Origin of the sequence: Halovenus marina (genome assembly GCF_051414115.1) — an archaeon.
GTDB lineage: Archaea > Halobacteriota > Halobacteria > Halobacteriales > Haloarculaceae > Halovenus > Halovenus marina.
Genome location: NZ_JBLKNZ010000001.1, coordinates 1,051,488 through 1,067,730, shown reverse-complemented (window position 1 = coordinate 1,067,730; position 16,243 = coordinate 1,051,488). Strand labels below are relative to the sequence as shown.

15 protein-coding genes and 1 tRNA gene are annotated in these 16,243 nt (G+C 58.4%); 12 read left to right on the top strand and 4 right to left on the bottom strand.

The window, feature by feature from the left end; genetic code table 11:
• The first annotated feature begins 60 nt into the window (after positions 1 to 60).
• The 5 genes from ACMGFL_RS05435 (at position 61) to ACMGFL_RS05415 (ending at position 5,917) form a co-directional block, all read left to right on the top strand.
• Positions 61 to 795, top strand: coding sequence for an NAD(P)/FAD-dependent oxidoreductase (locus ACMGFL_RS05435; RefSeq protein WP_436934520.1), 735 nt, complete (start codon positions 61 to 63; stop codon positions 793 to 795).
• A gap of 52 nt (positions 796 to 847) precedes the next feature.
• Positions 848 to 1,897 (top strand): enolase-like domain-containing protein, encoded by a 1,050-nt coding sequence (locus ACMGFL_RS05430; protein WP_436934519.1) that lies wholly within the window; start codon positions 848 to 850, stop codon positions 1,895 to 1,897.
• Between the two features lie 127 nt (positions 1,898 to 2,024).
• Positions 2,025 to 3,716 (top strand): carbohydrate-binding protein, encoded by a 1,692-nt coding sequence (locus tag ACMGFL_RS05425; protein WP_436934518.1) that lies wholly within the window; start codon positions 2,025 to 2,027, stop codon positions 3,714 to 3,716.
• A 243-nt stretch (positions 3,717 to 3,959) separates the two neighbouring features.
• Positions 3,960 to 5,372, top strand: coding sequence for a carbohydrate-binding protein (locus ACMGFL_RS05420; RefSeq protein WP_436934517.1), 1,413 nt, complete (start codon positions 3,960 to 3,962; stop codon positions 5,370 to 5,372).
• A gap of 182 nt (positions 5,373 to 5,554) precedes the next feature.
• A complete protein-coding gene (locus tag ACMGFL_RS05415; RefSeq protein ID WP_436934516.1) occupies positions 5,555 to 5,917 on the top strand; it encodes a helix-turn-helix domain-containing protein in 363 nt (120 codons plus the stop codon).
• 30 nt (positions 5,918 to 5,947) lie between these two features.
• Here the strand turns inward: ACMGFL_RS05415 and ACMGFL_RS05410 are convergent, their stop codons facing one another.
• A complete protein-coding gene (locus tag ACMGFL_RS05410) occupies positions 5,948 to 6,625 on the bottom strand; it encodes a helix-turn-helix domain-containing protein (protein ID WP_436934515.1) in 678 nt (225 codons plus the stop codon).
• A gap of 113 nt (positions 6,626 to 6,738) precedes the next feature.
• Here ACMGFL_RS05410 and ACMGFL_RS05405 point away from each other — a divergent pair, with 113 nt between their 5' ends.
• From ACMGFL_RS05405 to ACMGFL_RS05385, 5 genes are all read left to right on the top strand, one after another.
• Entirely contained in the window at positions 6,739 to 7,263 is a 525-nt protein-coding gene (locus ACMGFL_RS05405) for a Mov34/MPN/PAD-1 family protein (protein WP_436934514.1), read from the top strand.
• A gap of 68 nt (positions 7,264 to 7,331) precedes the next feature.
• Positions 7,332 to 7,402: transfer RNA gene (locus tag ACMGFL_RS05400), tRNA-Pro, on the top strand.
• Between the two features lie 227 nt (positions 7,403 to 7,629).
• Positions 7,630 to 8,280 (top strand): hypothetical protein, encoded by a 651-nt coding sequence (locus ACMGFL_RS05395; protein WP_436934513.1) that lies wholly within the window; start codon positions 7,630 to 7,632, stop codon positions 8,278 to 8,280.
• Positions 8,280 to 10,118, top strand: a complete 1,839-nt coding sequence (locus ACMGFL_RS05390; protein ID WP_436934512.1) for a DUF8148 domain-containing protein — start codon at positions 8,280 to 8,282, stop codon at positions 10,116 to 10,118. Before ACMGFL_RS05395 ends, ACMGFL_RS05390 begins: the two co-directional genes overlap by 1 nt.
• A gap of 93 nt (positions 10,119 to 10,211) precedes the next feature.
• Positions 10,212 to 10,565, top strand: coding sequence for a hypothetical protein (locus tag ACMGFL_RS05385; protein ID WP_436934511.1), 354 nt, complete (start codon positions 10,212 to 10,214; stop codon positions 10,563 to 10,565).
• A 9-nt stretch (positions 10,566 to 10,574) separates the two neighbouring features.
• Here the strand turns inward: ACMGFL_RS05385 and ACMGFL_RS05380 are convergent, their stop codons facing one another.
• Both ACMGFL_RS05380 and ACMGFL_RS05375 read right to left on the bottom strand, forming a co-directional pair.
• Positions 10,575 to 12,263: a potassium transporter TrkG gene (locus ACMGFL_RS05380; RefSeq protein WP_436934510.1), complete on the bottom strand. Its 1,689-nt coding sequence runs from the start codon at positions 12,261 to 12,263 to the stop codon at positions 10,575 to 10,577.
• 1 nt (position 12,264) lies between these two features.
• On the bottom strand, positions 12,265 to 12,945 hold the full coding sequence (locus tag ACMGFL_RS05375) for a potassium channel family protein (RefSeq protein WP_436934509.1): 681 nt from the start codon (positions 12,943 to 12,945) through the stop codon (positions 12,265 to 12,267).
• 256 nt (positions 12,946 to 13,201) lie between these two features.
• Between ACMGFL_RS05375 and ACMGFL_RS05370 the strand changes: the two genes are divergently transcribed.
• On the top strand, positions 13,202 to 13,642 hold the full coding sequence (locus ACMGFL_RS05370; RefSeq protein ID WP_436934508.1) for a universal stress protein: 441 nt from the start codon (positions 13,202 to 13,204) through the stop codon (positions 13,640 to 13,642).
• Between the two features lie 398 nt (positions 13,643 to 14,040).
• On the opposite strand, the gene ACMGFL_RS05365 is transcribed toward ACMGFL_RS05370, so the two are convergent.
• On the bottom strand, positions 14,041 to 14,538 hold the full coding sequence (locus tag ACMGFL_RS05365; RefSeq protein WP_436934507.1) for a winged helix-turn-helix domain-containing protein: 498 nt from the start codon (positions 14,536 to 14,538) through the stop codon (positions 14,041 to 14,043).
• Positions 14,539 to 14,870: 332 nt separating this feature from the next.
• Here ACMGFL_RS05365 and ACMGFL_RS05360 point away from each other — a divergent pair, with 332 nt between their 5' ends.
• The gene (locus ACMGFL_RS05360; RefSeq protein WP_436934506.1) at positions 14,871 to 15,953 is read left to right on the top strand and encodes a tyrosine-type recombinase/integrase; all 1,083 of its coding nucleotides are present in this window, start codon (positions 14,871 to 14,873) and stop codon (positions 15,951 to 15,953) included.
• Positions 15,954 to 16,243: the final 290 nt, after the last annotated feature.

Here is a 16,243-nt window from a genome sequence, read left to right as displayed (position 1 = left end):
TCGGACAGAACGCCAACCGGACTCGTGACTACTATACTTGCTGCAGTTCGAGAGCGTGATATGACCGAAGACAACGACTACGGCGTGTTGGTCGTCGGCGGTGGCCCGGCCGGACTGTCGGCGGGGATTTTCACCGCCCGCGCCGGGCTGGAGACACTGCTCGTCAACGACGGCGACCCAATTCTCCGGCGAAATGCGCATCTGGAGAACTATCCGGGGTTCCCCGCTGGCGTCAACAGCCACCGCCTGCTCGACATGATAGAAGCACAGGCGGACCGCGCTGGCTGTGAGCGACAGGAGAACCGGGTCACCGACCTGAACGAGACCGAGACGGGGTTCGTGGCCGAAACCGAAGACGGCACGCAGATCACCGCGCAGTACGTCATCGCCGCAACGAAGAATACAGTCGAGTTTCTCACGGGTATCGACGGCGTCGAGATCATCGACCGCGGCAAGCAGTTCGTCGAGACCGACGACCGCGGCCGAACTGGTGTACCGGGGCTGTACGCCGCTGGACGGCTCGCGCTTCAACCCTATCAGGCGATCATCGTCGCCGGTCACGGCGCGACAGTCGGCGTGACGGTGGTCGAGGACTCGGACGCGGACTTCTACCACGACTGGGTTGTCCCGGAACACTACTTCACTGGCCGGGGTCGCGAGGTTCCACCGGGGTGTGAAGAGATCGATGCCAGCGAACGAGAACGGCGAGAAGCGGAGTCAATCGGAGTCATGCGCGAGTTCTTCGACGAGCCGTATCCTGGCCCGCACCAGCACCCGAGTGTAGACGAGGACTGAGCCGCAGAGCCGAGTGGTGGCTTTAACTTCATACCGTCACACCGGACAGTAGATGAGGTACGACCAGATTGCAGGCCTCGATGTTCAGATCGACGACTGCGAATTCGAACTGCGCGAGCAAGACGTCTCCAGTGGCTTTACGCGAACGACGACGGTCGTCTCGCTGTCTGGCGACGGACACACGGGACGTGGCGAGGACGTGACCTACGACAGCGAGCCACACTACTCACTCGTCGAGGACAATCCGGAACCACCGATAATCGGATCGCGCTCGTTTGCAGAGGTGTCCGAACAGCTTGCCGAGACAGACCTGTTTTTCGGGGACGAGCCCGCCCAGTCGGTGTTTCGCAACTACAGGCGGTGGGCCTTCGAGAGCGCGGCGCTTGACCTGGCGCTCAAACAGGCCGGGACGGACCTGGCGACACAACTCGACCAGTCGTACTCGCCGGTTCGATTCGTCGTGAGCACGCGCCTCGGCGATCCACCGACTGCGACGCGGGTGACAGACTGGCTCGACCACGACTCGACACTCGAGTTCAAACTCGACCCAACCTCGGACTGGACGCCGGATATCGTCGAGCGACTGGCCGAAACGGGGGCGGTTCGGATACTGGATCTCAAGGGGAAATACGAGGGAACGGACGTCGACCAGTCGGGGGATCGTGACCTGTACAAACTGATGCTGGAGCAGTTTCCCGATGCGGTGGTCGAAGATCCGGACCTGACCGACGAAACACGGCCGCTGTTCGAGGGCAGCGAGGGGAGAGTCTCGTGGGATTACCCGATTCAGGGCGTCGAGAACGTTCGGGCGTTGCCCTGGGAACCCGACTGGCTCAACATCAAGCCCTCCCGGTTTGGCTCCGTCGAGTCCCTCCTCGGAACCATCGAGTACTGCAGCGAGCGGTCGATCCAGCTGTACGGCGGCGGGCAGTTCGAACTCGACATCGGTCGTCAGCACCTGCACGCGCTCGCGTCGCTGTTCTATCCCGACGGCCCCAACGACATTGCTCCGATGGGCTACAACGATCCGGAACCGAGTGCGGGCCTGCCGGGAAGCCCTCTCTCGCCACCAGCCACTCCAGACGGGTTCGAGTGGAACTGAGCGTCAGGTCTGTCAACAGCCCAACCCGAATTAGTATTACTGTCGAGCGGCCTTGTGTGGGTAATGGCACCGTCCGGGGTGCTGTCGATGCGGTAGGTCGACAGCAGTGGGGGTGCCGGGGGAAACGATGAAACGCAGAAATCTACTCAAGTCACTGGCAGGTGCAGCAGGCATCGCAGGCGTATCGGGACTAACAAGCGCAGCGGACTGCTCCAGTACCGCAGACTGGGACGCGAGCACGACCTACACGGGTGGCGACCAGGTGGCCTACGATGGCTCACTCTGGGAGACCTCGTGGTGGACACGCGGCGACGAACCAGGCTCCAGTCAGTGGGGCCCATGGGAGGAAGTTGGCTCCTGTGACGACAGCGGTGGCGGTGATGGAGACGATGGTAATAACGACGGTGGCGACACCGGCAACTGTGCAGGCGTCTCCGACTGGGACTCCGGGACAGTCTACAGGGGCGGCGACAGGGCCGTCTACGACGGCGGACTCTACGAGGCGTCGTGGTGGACGCAGGGCGACGAACCCGGCGCGAGCCAGTGGGGACCGTGGGAGATGGTCGAGGAGTGTAGCGGCGGCGGTGACGACGGAGACGGAGACGACGGTGGCGATGGAGACGACGGCGACGGTGGAAGCGACGACCCGATGCCAGTAGCCGAGTTCACCATCGAGCCATCGCAACCGGATGTCGGCGAGACAGTCGAGATGGACATGACTGTCTCGGAGAACTGGGACTCCTACGGGTGGTCGATGAACGGTGAGACGATGGACTGGGAGGCCAAACCAACCTACACTTTCTCAGAAGCGGGTACCTACGAGGTTACCCTGACCGTCATGGACGCCGAGGGCAATCAGGATTCCAAGACGACAGAGATAACCGTCGAGGAGGCACCTGAGCCGGATCCAGAACCGGAACCGCCGAGCGACTTCGTTCAGATCCCGGACCCGGTTTTCGCACCGTACCACTACATGCCGAATCTGCCTGACAAGGGACCCGCACAGTGGGCGTCAGACGCGGGGACTGACTACTTCAGCGCCGCGTTCATCCTGAACGGGAGCAACGGCAAACCGGCCTGGGGCGGCGACGTCAACCACTACGTCGGCGAGAGCCCATACGACGAGCAGGTTCGCGAACTCCAGGAGCAAGGTGGTCAGGTCATCCTCTCCTTCGGCGGTGCAGTCGGGGACTATCTCGCCGGGAGCTACGACGACCCCAGCGCGCTCGCAGACACGTTCGAGATGATCGTCGACGAACTCAACTGCCCGTACATCGACATCGACGACGAAGCACCGTCTCCGGGAGTGGTGAACACGCGAAACGAGGCACTCTCGATTCTTCAGGAACGCAGACCCGAAGTCGAAGTGAGCTACACCGTTCGAACGACGACGCGAGGTGTCGCAGACAAGAACATCGTCAAAAACGCCATCGAAAACGGCGTCGACATCAAGCACGTCAACCTCATGACGATGAACTGGGGCTGGGTCGAAACGAGTGCGAAATACTGTAAGAAATGTGCTGAAGGCGCTCACGACCAGTTGCAGGATTGGCCGCCCGAGAAGTCGGACGACGAACTCTATCAGATGATCGGAATCACGCCGATGATCGGAACCAACAACTCCGCCAAGGGGCCGTTCGTGCCCGAAGACGCCGTCGAGGTGCTCGACTACGCACAGAACAAGGGCATCGGCCTCCTGTCGTTCTGGTCTGTCGAGCGTGATAACCCTGGTCCAAAAGGGGCCGTCAGTGGAACGCACAGCGGTATCTCGCAGGAAGAGTTCGAGTTCTCACAGATTTTCAACGACTTCAACCCGTAACTCGGCCGAGTGCTCGGCAACGACCGAACCGACCACTCTTCGAGGCGAAATCCGTCCCGCTTCCTCGGGCGCGACTGTGACGCCCATACAGATAACACAGACTACAGTAAAAATATCACAAGAAATAATTGTATATGTATCGTCGGAAACAACCCAAATTAATATTAATAATGAAAGAATAGTAGGAAGTGGCAACAACGTTCCGTCGGAGTTAGCGTTTCCGGCGGGGGGGCCAGTGTAAACATGAAACGCAGAAACGTGCTCAAATCGATGGCAGGCGTTGCGGGCATCACCGCTGTCTCGGGGCTTTCGACAGCAACTGACTGTAGTGGCGTCTCGAAGTGGGACGCAGAAACAGTCTACAGCGGCGGCGATCAGGCGGTTTACGACGGGTCGCTCTGGGAAGCCTCGTGGTACACGGAAAATGACGAGCCAGGATCCTCCGCGTGGGGGCCCTGGGAGGAGATCGACTCGTGTAACGGTGGCGGCGGTGGAACCGACGACGGTGACAGTGGCGATGGTGAAGACGACAATAGTGGAAACGATGACGGCGGTGGCGGGACCACGACAGGCTGTGGCGGCGTTCCGGCGTGGGACTCAGAGACGGTGTACAACGGCGGTGACAAGGTATCGTACGATGGCGTACTGTGGAAGGCAGAGTGGTATACACAGCGAACGAAACCAGGCTCGTCGTCGTGGGGCCCGTGGAAGAAAGTCGGCTCGTGTGACGGCAGTGGAAGCGGGAGCGATGACGGAACCGACGGAACGGACGACGGATCAACCGACGATCCAACTGGCGGCTCGCTTCCCTGGGGCAATCGGACGCTGACGCCGTTCCAGGGTACCTGGGACACTGCCGGCGACTGGGTCGGACAGACGCTCGATGCACCAGTCGACCGGGTCAACCTCGCCTTCGTCGGCGACCCGACAGACGGACAGGCATCACCTGGGTGGCTGAGCGAGTGCCAAGACGGCTGTAACTGGGAACACGTCTCCGAGAAAGCCGACCAGGTACAGACCCTCCAGAACAACGGCGTCGGCGTCGGCGTCTCTATCGCTGGCTGGGACAGTCCGACGCTCGCAGGAGCCGCGGATACCGTCTCGGAACTAAAAGCGGCCTACGAGGACCTGCTCGACTCACTGGGGATCAGTCACATCGACATCGACGACGAGAACGACTCCTACAGCCGTCCCACGAGCGTCTACGAGCGTCGTCACAAGGCGCTCGCACAACTGCAAAACGAGCGCCCCGACCTGACTGTCGGCTACACCGTCCCCGCGGGCACGGGCGGTATCGAGAATCGGAACTACTCCGCTGGCAAGGACATCGTCCGGGACGCGCTGAACAAGGGCGTCGACCTCGAATACGTCAACATCATGGCAATGCACTTCGGCAGTGATGCGAGTGCGAGTCTCGTGCAGTCGGCGGCAGAGGGGACCGTCGACTGGTTGGGTACCGTCACCTCACTCTCCGAGCAAGAACGCTACAACATGCTCGGGATCACGACTTCGATCGACGGCGACGGGTTCACGCGCGCCGATGCCTCGACACTCACCGATTGGGCAGTCGACAAGGGCGTCGGTATGCTCGGGTTCTGGGCGCTGTACTCGAACGGCGGGCAGGAGTACGCCGAAACGTTCGCACAGGGGTTGTAACTCACGGCCACGCTTCGAGACCATACTCCTGCTCCTCTCGCGAAGTGTGCGCAAGCTTCTCAGCCGCGTTTCTCTCGGTTAAAAATATGTAATATACAGTTGAGCGGTTATCGTGTTCGAGAGTCTATCAACAGATGACCGCGATAGGCATCCAGATCAACGCGCCAGCGAGACCAGAACGTATGACAGCGAGTCCGGGACCAGAATCTGGTCCGATCTCCGTCCATCTCGAAGTGAGTTCGCACGAATCACTCCAGAGAGTGTTGACGCTACTCAGCGAGAGTCCCATCACCGTTCACATCGAAGCGATCACCTCCCCCGAGTTCTCAGAAGAGACGACGGTCGAGTTCGATCTGGGATCGCTCACAGACAAACAACGGCAGACACTGCGTCTGGCTCTCCGAACCGGCTACTACGAGCGACCACGCAAGACTGACCTCACTGAACTGGCGACCGAACTCGGCATCTCGAAATCGGCCGTCTCGCAGCGTCTCCGAACTGCCGAACACAAACTCATCAAGCAAGCGCTTGGACATCTCGGTTAGGTATGAAATCCGAGAAACGGGATTGGCAGATCAGACGATGTCATCGTGCAGATAAGCCTCGACGAGTTTCGTTTCTGCGTTGTTGAGTCGCTGTGAGACGGCTGACTCTGAAATGCCGAGTTCGTCAGCGATAGCGCCGAGATCGGTAGTTCTCGGTTGCTCGTAGTACCCCATCTCGACTGCCGTCTCGATTGCTGTCTGCTGTTTGTCCGTGATCGAACTCGTGTCGATCTCGGTCGTGATGGTCGAACTATCCCCACGAACCAGCCACTCGACTGTGACCGACGCGTCGACGGCACCCAATCCCCGCATCAGTTCCCGTAGCGTCGCCCGGTCACGGACGGTGACATCGACGATGAGCTTCTGATCCCGAACTGCCGTAATGTGTGAGATGCAGTCGCATTCGGCAAACACCGGACAGATACAGTGTGTCGTGACGTCGCTCGTGAGATACGCCGCAGTCAGGTCGTCGCCCCCCTCGAGCACTACCTCAGAGTGACACTCACGACAGTCCGTCCCGGAGTCGCTGTGCTGGCCCGGCCCGAATTCAGGGTATTTGAGTTGCTGTGTGACCTCGTTGCTCGTCCCATCCGCGTCGAGAATCGCACAGTCGCTGTCCGTGTGTGGCTCGATGGCCAAGCGTGCCCGTAGCGGCTGTCCACCGACTCCCGAGCTGTCTCCCTCGGCGCTGGATTCTGACTGTGCCATTATATATAATCCTTCATATGCGACGGGTATAAATGGAGACCAGAGTTCTCACCGTGCTGGAATGCTGGACTCGTGGTCGGAATACTTACGCCCGCATAGCTCCGATCTGAGGTATGGGACTGTTCCAGTCTGACGAACTGCTCGGAATTGCCGAGGAGACCCTAGAGTTCGTCATGCGCGCCTCCGAGCAGACCCATCCGAACGAGTACATGGGCTTTCTCCGCGCTGAGGACGCCGCCACACTCGGTCTCGACCGCTCGGGGCGGGTCATCACCGACGTGCTCGTCATCCCCGGCACTGAGTCGAGTCCGAACAGCGCGAGCGTCAAGACGATTATGCAGCCAAATAGCGTCCAGACTGTCGGCTCCGTCCACTCGCATCCAAACGGCGTCCTCCACCCCAGCGACGCCGACCTGATGACCTTCGGCAAGGGCCAGGTACACATCATCGTGGGCGCACCCTACGGCCGCGACGACTGGCGAGCGTTCGACAACAACGGCGACCCCACGACGCTCGACGTCCTCGACGTCGACGTGCCCGACGAGGAGTTTTTCGACATCACGCAAGCGGAGATAGACGCCGAACTCAACGCCGAGAATGGGGAAGACGATGGCGGACTGTTCTCCTGGCTCCGGTGAAGTAGACGCTCTGCTGTCAACTCCCGGATCGAAGGGCTTAATCCCAACACCGTGTTTTCTCGATGTGCGGGACCGTGGGGTAGCGGTATCCTCGGCGCATGGGGTGCGTCGGACCTGAGTTCGAATCTCGGCGGTCCCACTCTCCGTTTTACCACATCCACACACCCGGACGCTTAGGTGTGCGAGCGAACAAATTCCTGAGAGTGTTTCTCTGGAAATAAGTCGTTCTTTAAGTAGCGAAAATCGCCCAGATGTATCACTTCGCAAACTATACCACGTTATTGAACTGTCTCGTCGAGAACGCTGGCCGTTCGGTCCTAACGAGTTCGTTCGTGCCTCCCGGCTCGTCGAGGAGGTGGGTCGGTAATGTCGACCGACGACGCGGAAGGTCACCCGCAAAAAGGAGCGAAACACGACCTCGCTCTCGTCCATCTGGAATCCAGTAACGGTGGTCACTGGTGGAACTACTTCGAGAACGCAGAACCACCGACCTACTACCACGAGTTGGACTACAATTCGCGCGACGACATCCCCGACGAACATCTCACTCACGTTCCGAACGACGTAGAGTGGTCGAAATACGTCCACTACAACTGTCGCAACCCTCGCTGTAACGACCCTTGCCTCAATCGCGCAGACGGCCCATACGCCCAGACCAAGCTGTGTCGGTCGTGCTATCCTGAAGCTGACCTCGACGATCTCCGTCCACTCTCGAAACACCTGCCTGAGTGGGCGCAAGACCTCGACCTCGACCACCGACAGACTGCCACCGAGGACGAGACGACCACCTCGGAAGGAACACCCGAGGAGGACCGACCCACCGCCACACCCACCCCTGCGTGTGAAGGGGACCCTGCATCCTCGGGAACCACCGCAAGCGAGGACCACAGGGAGCGGCCCCCTGCCATGGGGGTCCGACCGAGGACCGAAGCGCACCCCCCGAACCCGGAGGGTGAGGGGGAATCGTCAGCGGACGCTGTCCGCGGTGACGAACACCTGTCAGAGACTTCTGATTGATGAGTCTGGCCGAGCCACCGGGACACCTCGGCGGGCTCGACCTCGCGGATAGATGTAACACTCCCGTCTTAGCAGACCTGCTCGACGACCGCGACCTGCTCGGCTACGGCCCACTGCTCGATGGCTCATTAACTGAACGTGATACGGACAGATGCCGGATAGCGAAGTTCATCGCCTCGCATCCAGAGGGTACACCGCTCACACACGTCGTTTCCTATACGCTCAAAGGCGTCACCAACGAGCAAAGCGAACGCGTCGACGGCTCCGACCCGGACTATCAGTTTGCGTACCGTTTTGTGAACGATCTTGCAGACCAGGACGACCCATACGTGTGTACAAGCGAGTCGTCCGGCGTTCTGATGGTCACCCCGACCCTCCGCCTTCTTGACTTGATTACAGAAGGCATTACTCAAACAGCCCACGAGAACGATTTGACGCGCGACCGCGATTTCTTACAGAACTACCTCGCTACCGTCGATTCTGTCGACGAGATGGGTCGCGAGATGCTCGAAGACGATTTTACATCCTACCTCAACCGTATCGAGGACTACCAGCTCCTCTTTGACGTTCACTTTCTCGACCGGCGTGGTGGTCAATCCTCGAAGCGGATGACGAAAGACTACAAAACCCGCTTCAACGATGCTGGACGCATCTCGAAGCAGTTCGCGCGGTTCAACGCGGCGCTTGAATACGGCTACGAACACGCCGAGAACGCCGTACTCGTAACGCTGACGACCGACCCGAAGCGACAAGACAGCCTGCTCGACGGAATCAAGTCGATCAACCCGAACCACAACCGGCTCCTGTCTTATCTCGCCTCGGACCCGACGACGAAAGGCGACACTCGCAACGAAGGCACCGCGGCGTGGACATCCGCGCTCGACGACGATGTGACTGGACGGCCTCGCGAACGACTGGACTACATCAAGGCCTTAGAGTTCACCGAGAAAGGATACCCACACCTGCACGTCCTGTTTTTCGACGTGCCGACCCGCGACTCTGACGGCATGCCGTGGCTCTGCGACAAACCCGAACTCGCGACGAAATGGGCCGACTACGGACAGGGTGAAATCGTCGACATGTACCCGTTGACGTATCGCGACGATCTCGACGACCTCGCACCCGACTTCCAGACGGATGAGGGCTTCGTCGACTGGTATCGCTTTGGCGACCACGACCACACGGAAGACTGGATTCGGAGCCGGACACGTCAGCACGACCTGATTGAGTTCGACGACGACACGCAAGAAACCGAATCAACTGCTGGCGCGTATCTCGGGAAGTACTTGAGTGCGACGTTCGGCTCGCTGCTCGATGCGACTGACTCGTTCGAGCAGGGCGACGACGAACGAGAGACCTACGCTGACAAAGCGGCGACGTGGAAGCTGGCGCTGTACTGGGCGACCAACCGGCGCTTCTGGTCCTGCTCGAAGACGATAACTGAAGGCATCGCACCGAACGACCACCTGCAAGACCCGGACGTGCGTGAAGCCGTCCGATACTGTTCGATGGACTCGGTGAAAGCGGTGTGTGAAACGCCGATACGTGACCGGCTCGCCCGTCGACGATGGGACGACCTCGATGACCTGGACGCAGCGATAGAGCGTGCAATCGCGGAAACCGAGCATCCCGGTGTTCGGTCGACACTCCCCGATGAAACTCCGTTTCGGTGTATCGTCGACTACCGCGGTGCGTATGCCTACTGGGACTTACCCAGCGGCGCGCTCGACGACACGAACCGCGACCTCGAAACCGTCGAGGACTGTACGGAGAACGAACCCGATCTGCCAGTGATCGACCGGGAGAACGACCCGCCGATAGCCTCTGTTTGGCACTAACTGACCGTCAATAAATCTGGAGAGTCAGCTCTATTCAGCTATCAGAGATGGACAGCCGGACGGCTTAAGAACCCCTCACGCAAAGTAATAGTTATGACCGCTGGCTCCAAGGACCCAACGCCGCCGGAGGGGCTACCAGACAGCCTCATTTCGGAGTTGCGAGCGCTCACACCGGAAGAACTGCGCAAGACCGTCGTTCATGCACAGGAGTTGCTCAACGCGGCTAATGAGACCACACTCCCGATCGACCCCGGCAAGAACGAGGACATCATTAGTATCACCGAACACGACAACTATACAGAAGTTATCAAGACTGTCAACTGTGCCGATGGTTGTGAGGACTGCCCGCACGGGCCGTATCTCTATCATGTGACAGAGGAACCTGAACCCGGTGGTGGGACACACACGCACTGGACGTTTCTGGGCACGGTACAAGAAGAAGACTGAATCCGGTGCTTACGGATTCAGTCCGTACAGCAGGGCCCGAACAAAGACAAGGATGGGAATAATTTCCAAGCGGCCGACCCACATGTTGAGGATAAACATCCCTTCTGCCAGCGGAGACATAGTAGGGCCAGTGATCCCGGAAGAGAGGCCGACGTTACCCTGCGCGCTGGCGACTTCGAATAGCGCGTCCGCGTAACCGAACTCAGGACCGACGACGTTGACGAGCACGATGCTACCGGAGACAAGTACGAGCAGCCACAGGAGTGCGACGATAGCGGCCTCGCTGAACTCTCGCTCCATCGCTTCGCGGTCGAGCGTACGGTCGCCGATCCGCTCTGTAACGACGGCGTTTTTCGGCAGAAACACACGCGAGAACTGCCAGATGATCCCGCGGGCGATGGTGTACCCGCGGATGATCTTGATCCCGCCAACGGTTGATCCGGCGGCTCCACCCATCACCATTGCTCCGACAACCATCACCTTGCCACCAGCGATCCAGTTCCCGATCGGAGCCGATTGAAACCCAGTGCAGGTCAGCGCACTCACCCACTGGAAAGTTGAGTCGCGGATCGCGTCGAGTTGCGACTCGTCCACCGCAGGCACGTCGAACGGCAGAAACGACTCTGGGGCGAATGCGCCGGAGGTCGCCGATACCGACATGGCGTTCTGCGCCGAGAGGATGACCAGGCCCAACCCGAGCAGCGCAAACAGCCAGCGAGTCTGCACGTCTGAAATCAATTCCCCGAATTCCCGTTCCCGGAGCACGAGGTAGTGAACTGGGAAGGCGATTGCACCCAGAATCATGACTGGCAACAGCACTGCCTCGACGAGTGCGGAGTCGTAGGTCGCGATTGAGTTATCCGTTACAGAGAATCCGCCAGTCGTCAGGCCCGTCATTGCGTGGTTGAGCGCCTGCCAAGCCGTCTCCCACAGCGGGAGGTCGCTGCCGAAATCACTTGCACGAATCGCAACAAATAGCAGGACGAAGGCGAAAATCGTGTAGCCGACGACGAGTTTCCAGACCGTTCGCACGGTCGAGACGATGCTCGGGTGGATCTTCTTTTCGCGGGCCTCGCTCTGATAGAGCGTGTAGCTTCCGCTTCCGGGTCGGGCGAGAATCGAGACGGTCAACACAATAACGCCGACCCCGCCGACCCACTGGATGAACGAGCGCCACCATTGAATCGCCCGCGGGAGCGACGGTTCGTGGATCGCCATCGTCAGGCCGCTCCCGGTCCACCCACTCATACTCTCGAAGAAGGCATGCAGAGGATCTCGGAAGTATGCGACACTAGAAAGCGTCGTCGTGCTCCCAATTTCGATCGGCTCCCACGCACTCGTGTCCACTCCGGTAGGAACGAAGGAGTTCATAACCTCCGGCGGCATCAGCCAACCGGTCAGGAGAAAAGGGAGCGCCCCGAAAACGGCGACCAGCAGCCAGCCGCCAGCTGCGATCACCATCCCGTGTTTCATCCGCGGTGCTGGCGCGTCGGCGAACGCATAGTTCGCGAGCCAGCCGACTCCGGCGGTGATCCCACTTGCGATCGCAAACGCCAGCGCGGCGTAGAACTCGCGGAACCCGATTGCTATGACGAACGTGACGGCCATGAGGACGCCTTCCATCAAGAGCAGCGACCCGATGTCACGCGTGACGATCCGGATATCAGTCGGGACGATGCCGTCGTTCCGTTTGGGCATGTTATTCCCTCTCTGCGCGAGCGAAGATGCTGGTAACGTCTTGGGTCGCCCCTTCGGCGGAGTAGACCGTCAGCAGGTCGTCAGCTTCGATACGCGTGTTTCCGCGGGGCGTGATCGGCGTTTCTTCGCCGTCTCGCTCGACAGCGACAATCAGTGTCTTTCTCCCGATAAGCGCCTCTTCGTTGGCTTCGTGTAACGTCAGCCCAGCAATCGGAGCACCTTCGTCGACGGTGATCTCAAAGACCTCCGCATCCTCGCCGATGTGCATGAAATCGACGAGCGACGGGCGCTTGACCGACCGGTAGAGGTATTCGGCGATCAACCGCTGTGGGTTCTCCATCGTATTGACGCCGATCTGACGGTACAGGCGTTCGTGTTCTGGGTCGTGAACGACGGAGATGACGTTCGGTACTTCCAACTCCTGAGCGAGCAGACAAACCATAATGTTCGTCGCGTCTAGATCTGTCGTCGAGATGAGAGCGTCCGCGCGGTCAGCCCCGGCGTCTCGTAACGTCTCCTTCGAGGTCGCGTCGTCATGTATTACGAGACAGTCGTACCGTTCGGAAGCTGCCTCCGCGCGCTCACGTTCGCGTTCGATGACAACGACTTCGTTCCCGTCGGCCGTCGCCATTTCGATAAGCGGTCGTCCGATGTCTCCTGCACCGACAACGACGATATACATCTATGAACCGTTTCTCAATCCGGTATTGAAAACGTGTCGCTTCTTTCAGACCCCTGCTATCAGTAGTTCTCAACATCTTCTTTGACAGGGTAGTTTGGGTCGCCTCTTATCGTCTGTAACAATATAAACAAGAGCAGTGTCCACTATGTTATTGACCACGAAAATCTGTGCGAACCGAGCAATACTGGAGATGTATCTCTTGTACTGTACAGAGATATGGCCGAATGGTTATAAGAAGAGACGACAAGATATTGGTATGAGTGATGATGATACTCCCTCTCCCCGTGAACTTCTCGCTCACGTTCTCTTGCCAGTCGCACACGAGGATGACGCGCTGAAGACAGCACGCGCACTGAAGCCATATAATCCCGACCGTGTTACGGCCCTTCACGTTGTGGAAAAGGGTGGAGGAGTCCCAGATAAAACACCTGTCGAGCAATCTGAAGAGCTGGCAGAGAATTCGTATGCTGCTGTCCGCAGGGTGTTCCCCGATTCAGACGATCATACCGCCTATGCCCGAGACGTTGTTGGGGCGATTTTTGAGAGTGCCGACGAAGTTAACGCGACCGCGATCGCCTATCGATCACGAGGCGGAAATCGAATAATGCAGTTTCTGTCCGGTGATCTCTCACTCAAACTCATCACAAAGTCTGACCGTCCGGTAATTGCTCTCCCGCGTACCGACACAGAGGACTGAGTTTGACGGACTGATCTGTTGTACGTTACACTCGGTAGCACGCGATCTCGGTCGAACCACACATGGGGCAGTTCTCTGCCTCTATTGGAACAGTCGTTCCACAGTGCCGACACTCACGCACGACCTCCTCGGTTTGTCTATTTTTACGAAGCATATCGAGGAGTCCCATTTAACTGAACTACTGCTACAACAGCAATTAATGTTTCCTCGAATACCGTCCCCGATATAACTGAGAAACCCGAACAAGTTTTCGTCTATATTTGGAAAGAAATAATTCGCCTATACCGAAGGATACCATAATCATCGGACTGAGCTTATGAGCATCGTTGTCTACACTCTCCATTCAGCAACCCAGATAACCCAAGTTAGGTGGATATCTAACGCATTAGTAGGAGTAATTATTCTTCAAAAAGGGATTCCTCTTCAAGTCGCTCTTTTTCATGTTCAAAATATGAATGCTCTTCTTGAAGGCGATTGGTCACACGAGAGATCGCTTCTTCAATCGGATCATCAACATTCTCTTCAGATTTTATCTTGTTATATTCCTCTTTAATTTGACTTTTATATTCCTCTAAAGTCACCCCCAACTCCTGTTTTATTCTCCGGCGTCGTTCTATTTCGTCCCGTACTTCCCCTATTTTTTTTGCGTCGCTTTGAGATGGTACCTTCCAACCAACCAATCGCATACCATTCTTAGTAAGACGGTATTTCCCTCGGTCAACTTTATCCACAAGACCACCAGCCTGAAGAGCACTCAGCCGGCTCGACACACCTTCCCGAGACCGGCCAATATTTTCCGCGATGATTGAGGGGGAAAGAATTAGTGAAGTTCCTAAAACCTCCAGAATCTCTTCATCCATCTCAGTCAGCCAGTCTGGTTTCTCTTCATTATCCATGTACCCTGATTTCCGCCCACCTACGTAAATCCTGTTCACCCAACGTCCAATTGCTCAAGGTGGCCACTATATCGTATTTACTAATCCGTGAAAACGTTTAAGTTGATATCTATTAATATTCGACTGTAGATGGAATCATCCGCATCACAGATTCGGCCCAATCCGCAGAGTAGCCCGCACACAACTGACGGAGGAAAGCAGTTCCTCCTACGCTGTCCCGAGTGTGGCGATATGCAGGAGTCCCAGCGATGGGCATTTCTGGCCTGCAAGCAGGGCACCACACCCTGCCCGAACTGTAACCGGATGAGAGGGCTGTCCGCACGGGGTGACCGATGACCGAAAACGACGATCTCCGGTCACTCGAAGCCCGCGAAGCCCTCTCGATGTGGCTCGACCGACAACGAGCGGAGAAGTCGGAGGAAACCGTACAGTCATATTTCTACCGCGTCCGACAGTTCGTCGACTGGCTCGAAGAGGAGGGTATCACCGACCTGAATCACCTGACTGGGCGTGACGTATTCCGGTACGATTCGGCACGTCGTGCTGACGGACTGAGCAAGAGTGCGCTGAACAACCAGCTTGGAACTATCAAGCTGTTCCTCTCCTTCTGTGCTGACGTTGAAGCAGTTCCGCCAGAGCTGCCCGCGAAGGTCGACATTCCAACTCTCTCGAAGTCGGAACGGGCGAACGAAGAGAAGTTGACTGCGGAACGCGCATCGACGATTCTCGGTAAGCTCGAACAGTTCGATTACGCAAGTCGGGATCATGCACTGTTCGCGCTGGCGTGGCATACGGGAATGCGTCTCGGCGCGCTTCGATCGCTCGACCTGCGTGATTGCTACCTCGTCGAGGACGACCTCGAACGACTGCTTCATCAGGACGACCTCGACCGGGAGCAACTGCAGAAGATACAGGTTCCGTTCGTTTACCTGCACCACCGCCCGGATACAGATACCTCGCTGAAAAATGGCGTCGACGGCGTCCGCCCGGTGAGTCTGTCCGACGACCTGGGCGAACTGCTGCGCGACTACATCAGTGTGAACCGCCCGGAGGTCGAGGACGAGTACGGACGGAAACCGCTCTTTTCGAGTGAGAAGGGAACGGGTCGAATGTCGAAGGGGGCGATTCGCTCTCGGTTCAACATCGTCACCCAGCCGTGCCGGTACGGTGTCTGTCCCCACGACCGAGATACGGACACCTGCGAGGCACTGGAGCACGGGTACGAGTCCCGATGTCCATCGTCGCGGTCACCACACCGAATCCGTACGGGGTCGATAACGTATCACCGTGACCGAGGCTGGCCGCCCGAAGTGCTGGCCGAGCGCGTGAACGCCACCCCGGAGGTCATTCGCACCCACTACGATCAGCCCGATCTGCTGAAGCGGATGGAATCGCGCCGTGACTACCTCGACTGACCACAGAGCCATGAGTTACAACACCCACAACCGGCGGATGTCTGACGGCAAAGACGATTCGCGCACCTCGGCGGTCCCACTCCACCTTTTTCCCGCTCGGGTGCCGCGGGCACCCTCGCGGCAAAAACGTGGGCGAAAAAGTGCCGAGTGCTCACTCCGTTCGCACTCGGAGAAACGCCTCGCGCTGCTCGGCGGGTCGTATTTGCCCGTGTCTAAATCGGTACAGACAATCGATGTTTGGCCCGCTGGACGTAGCGTCCCTGCGATCGCCACTCGCCATCCCGCGCTAG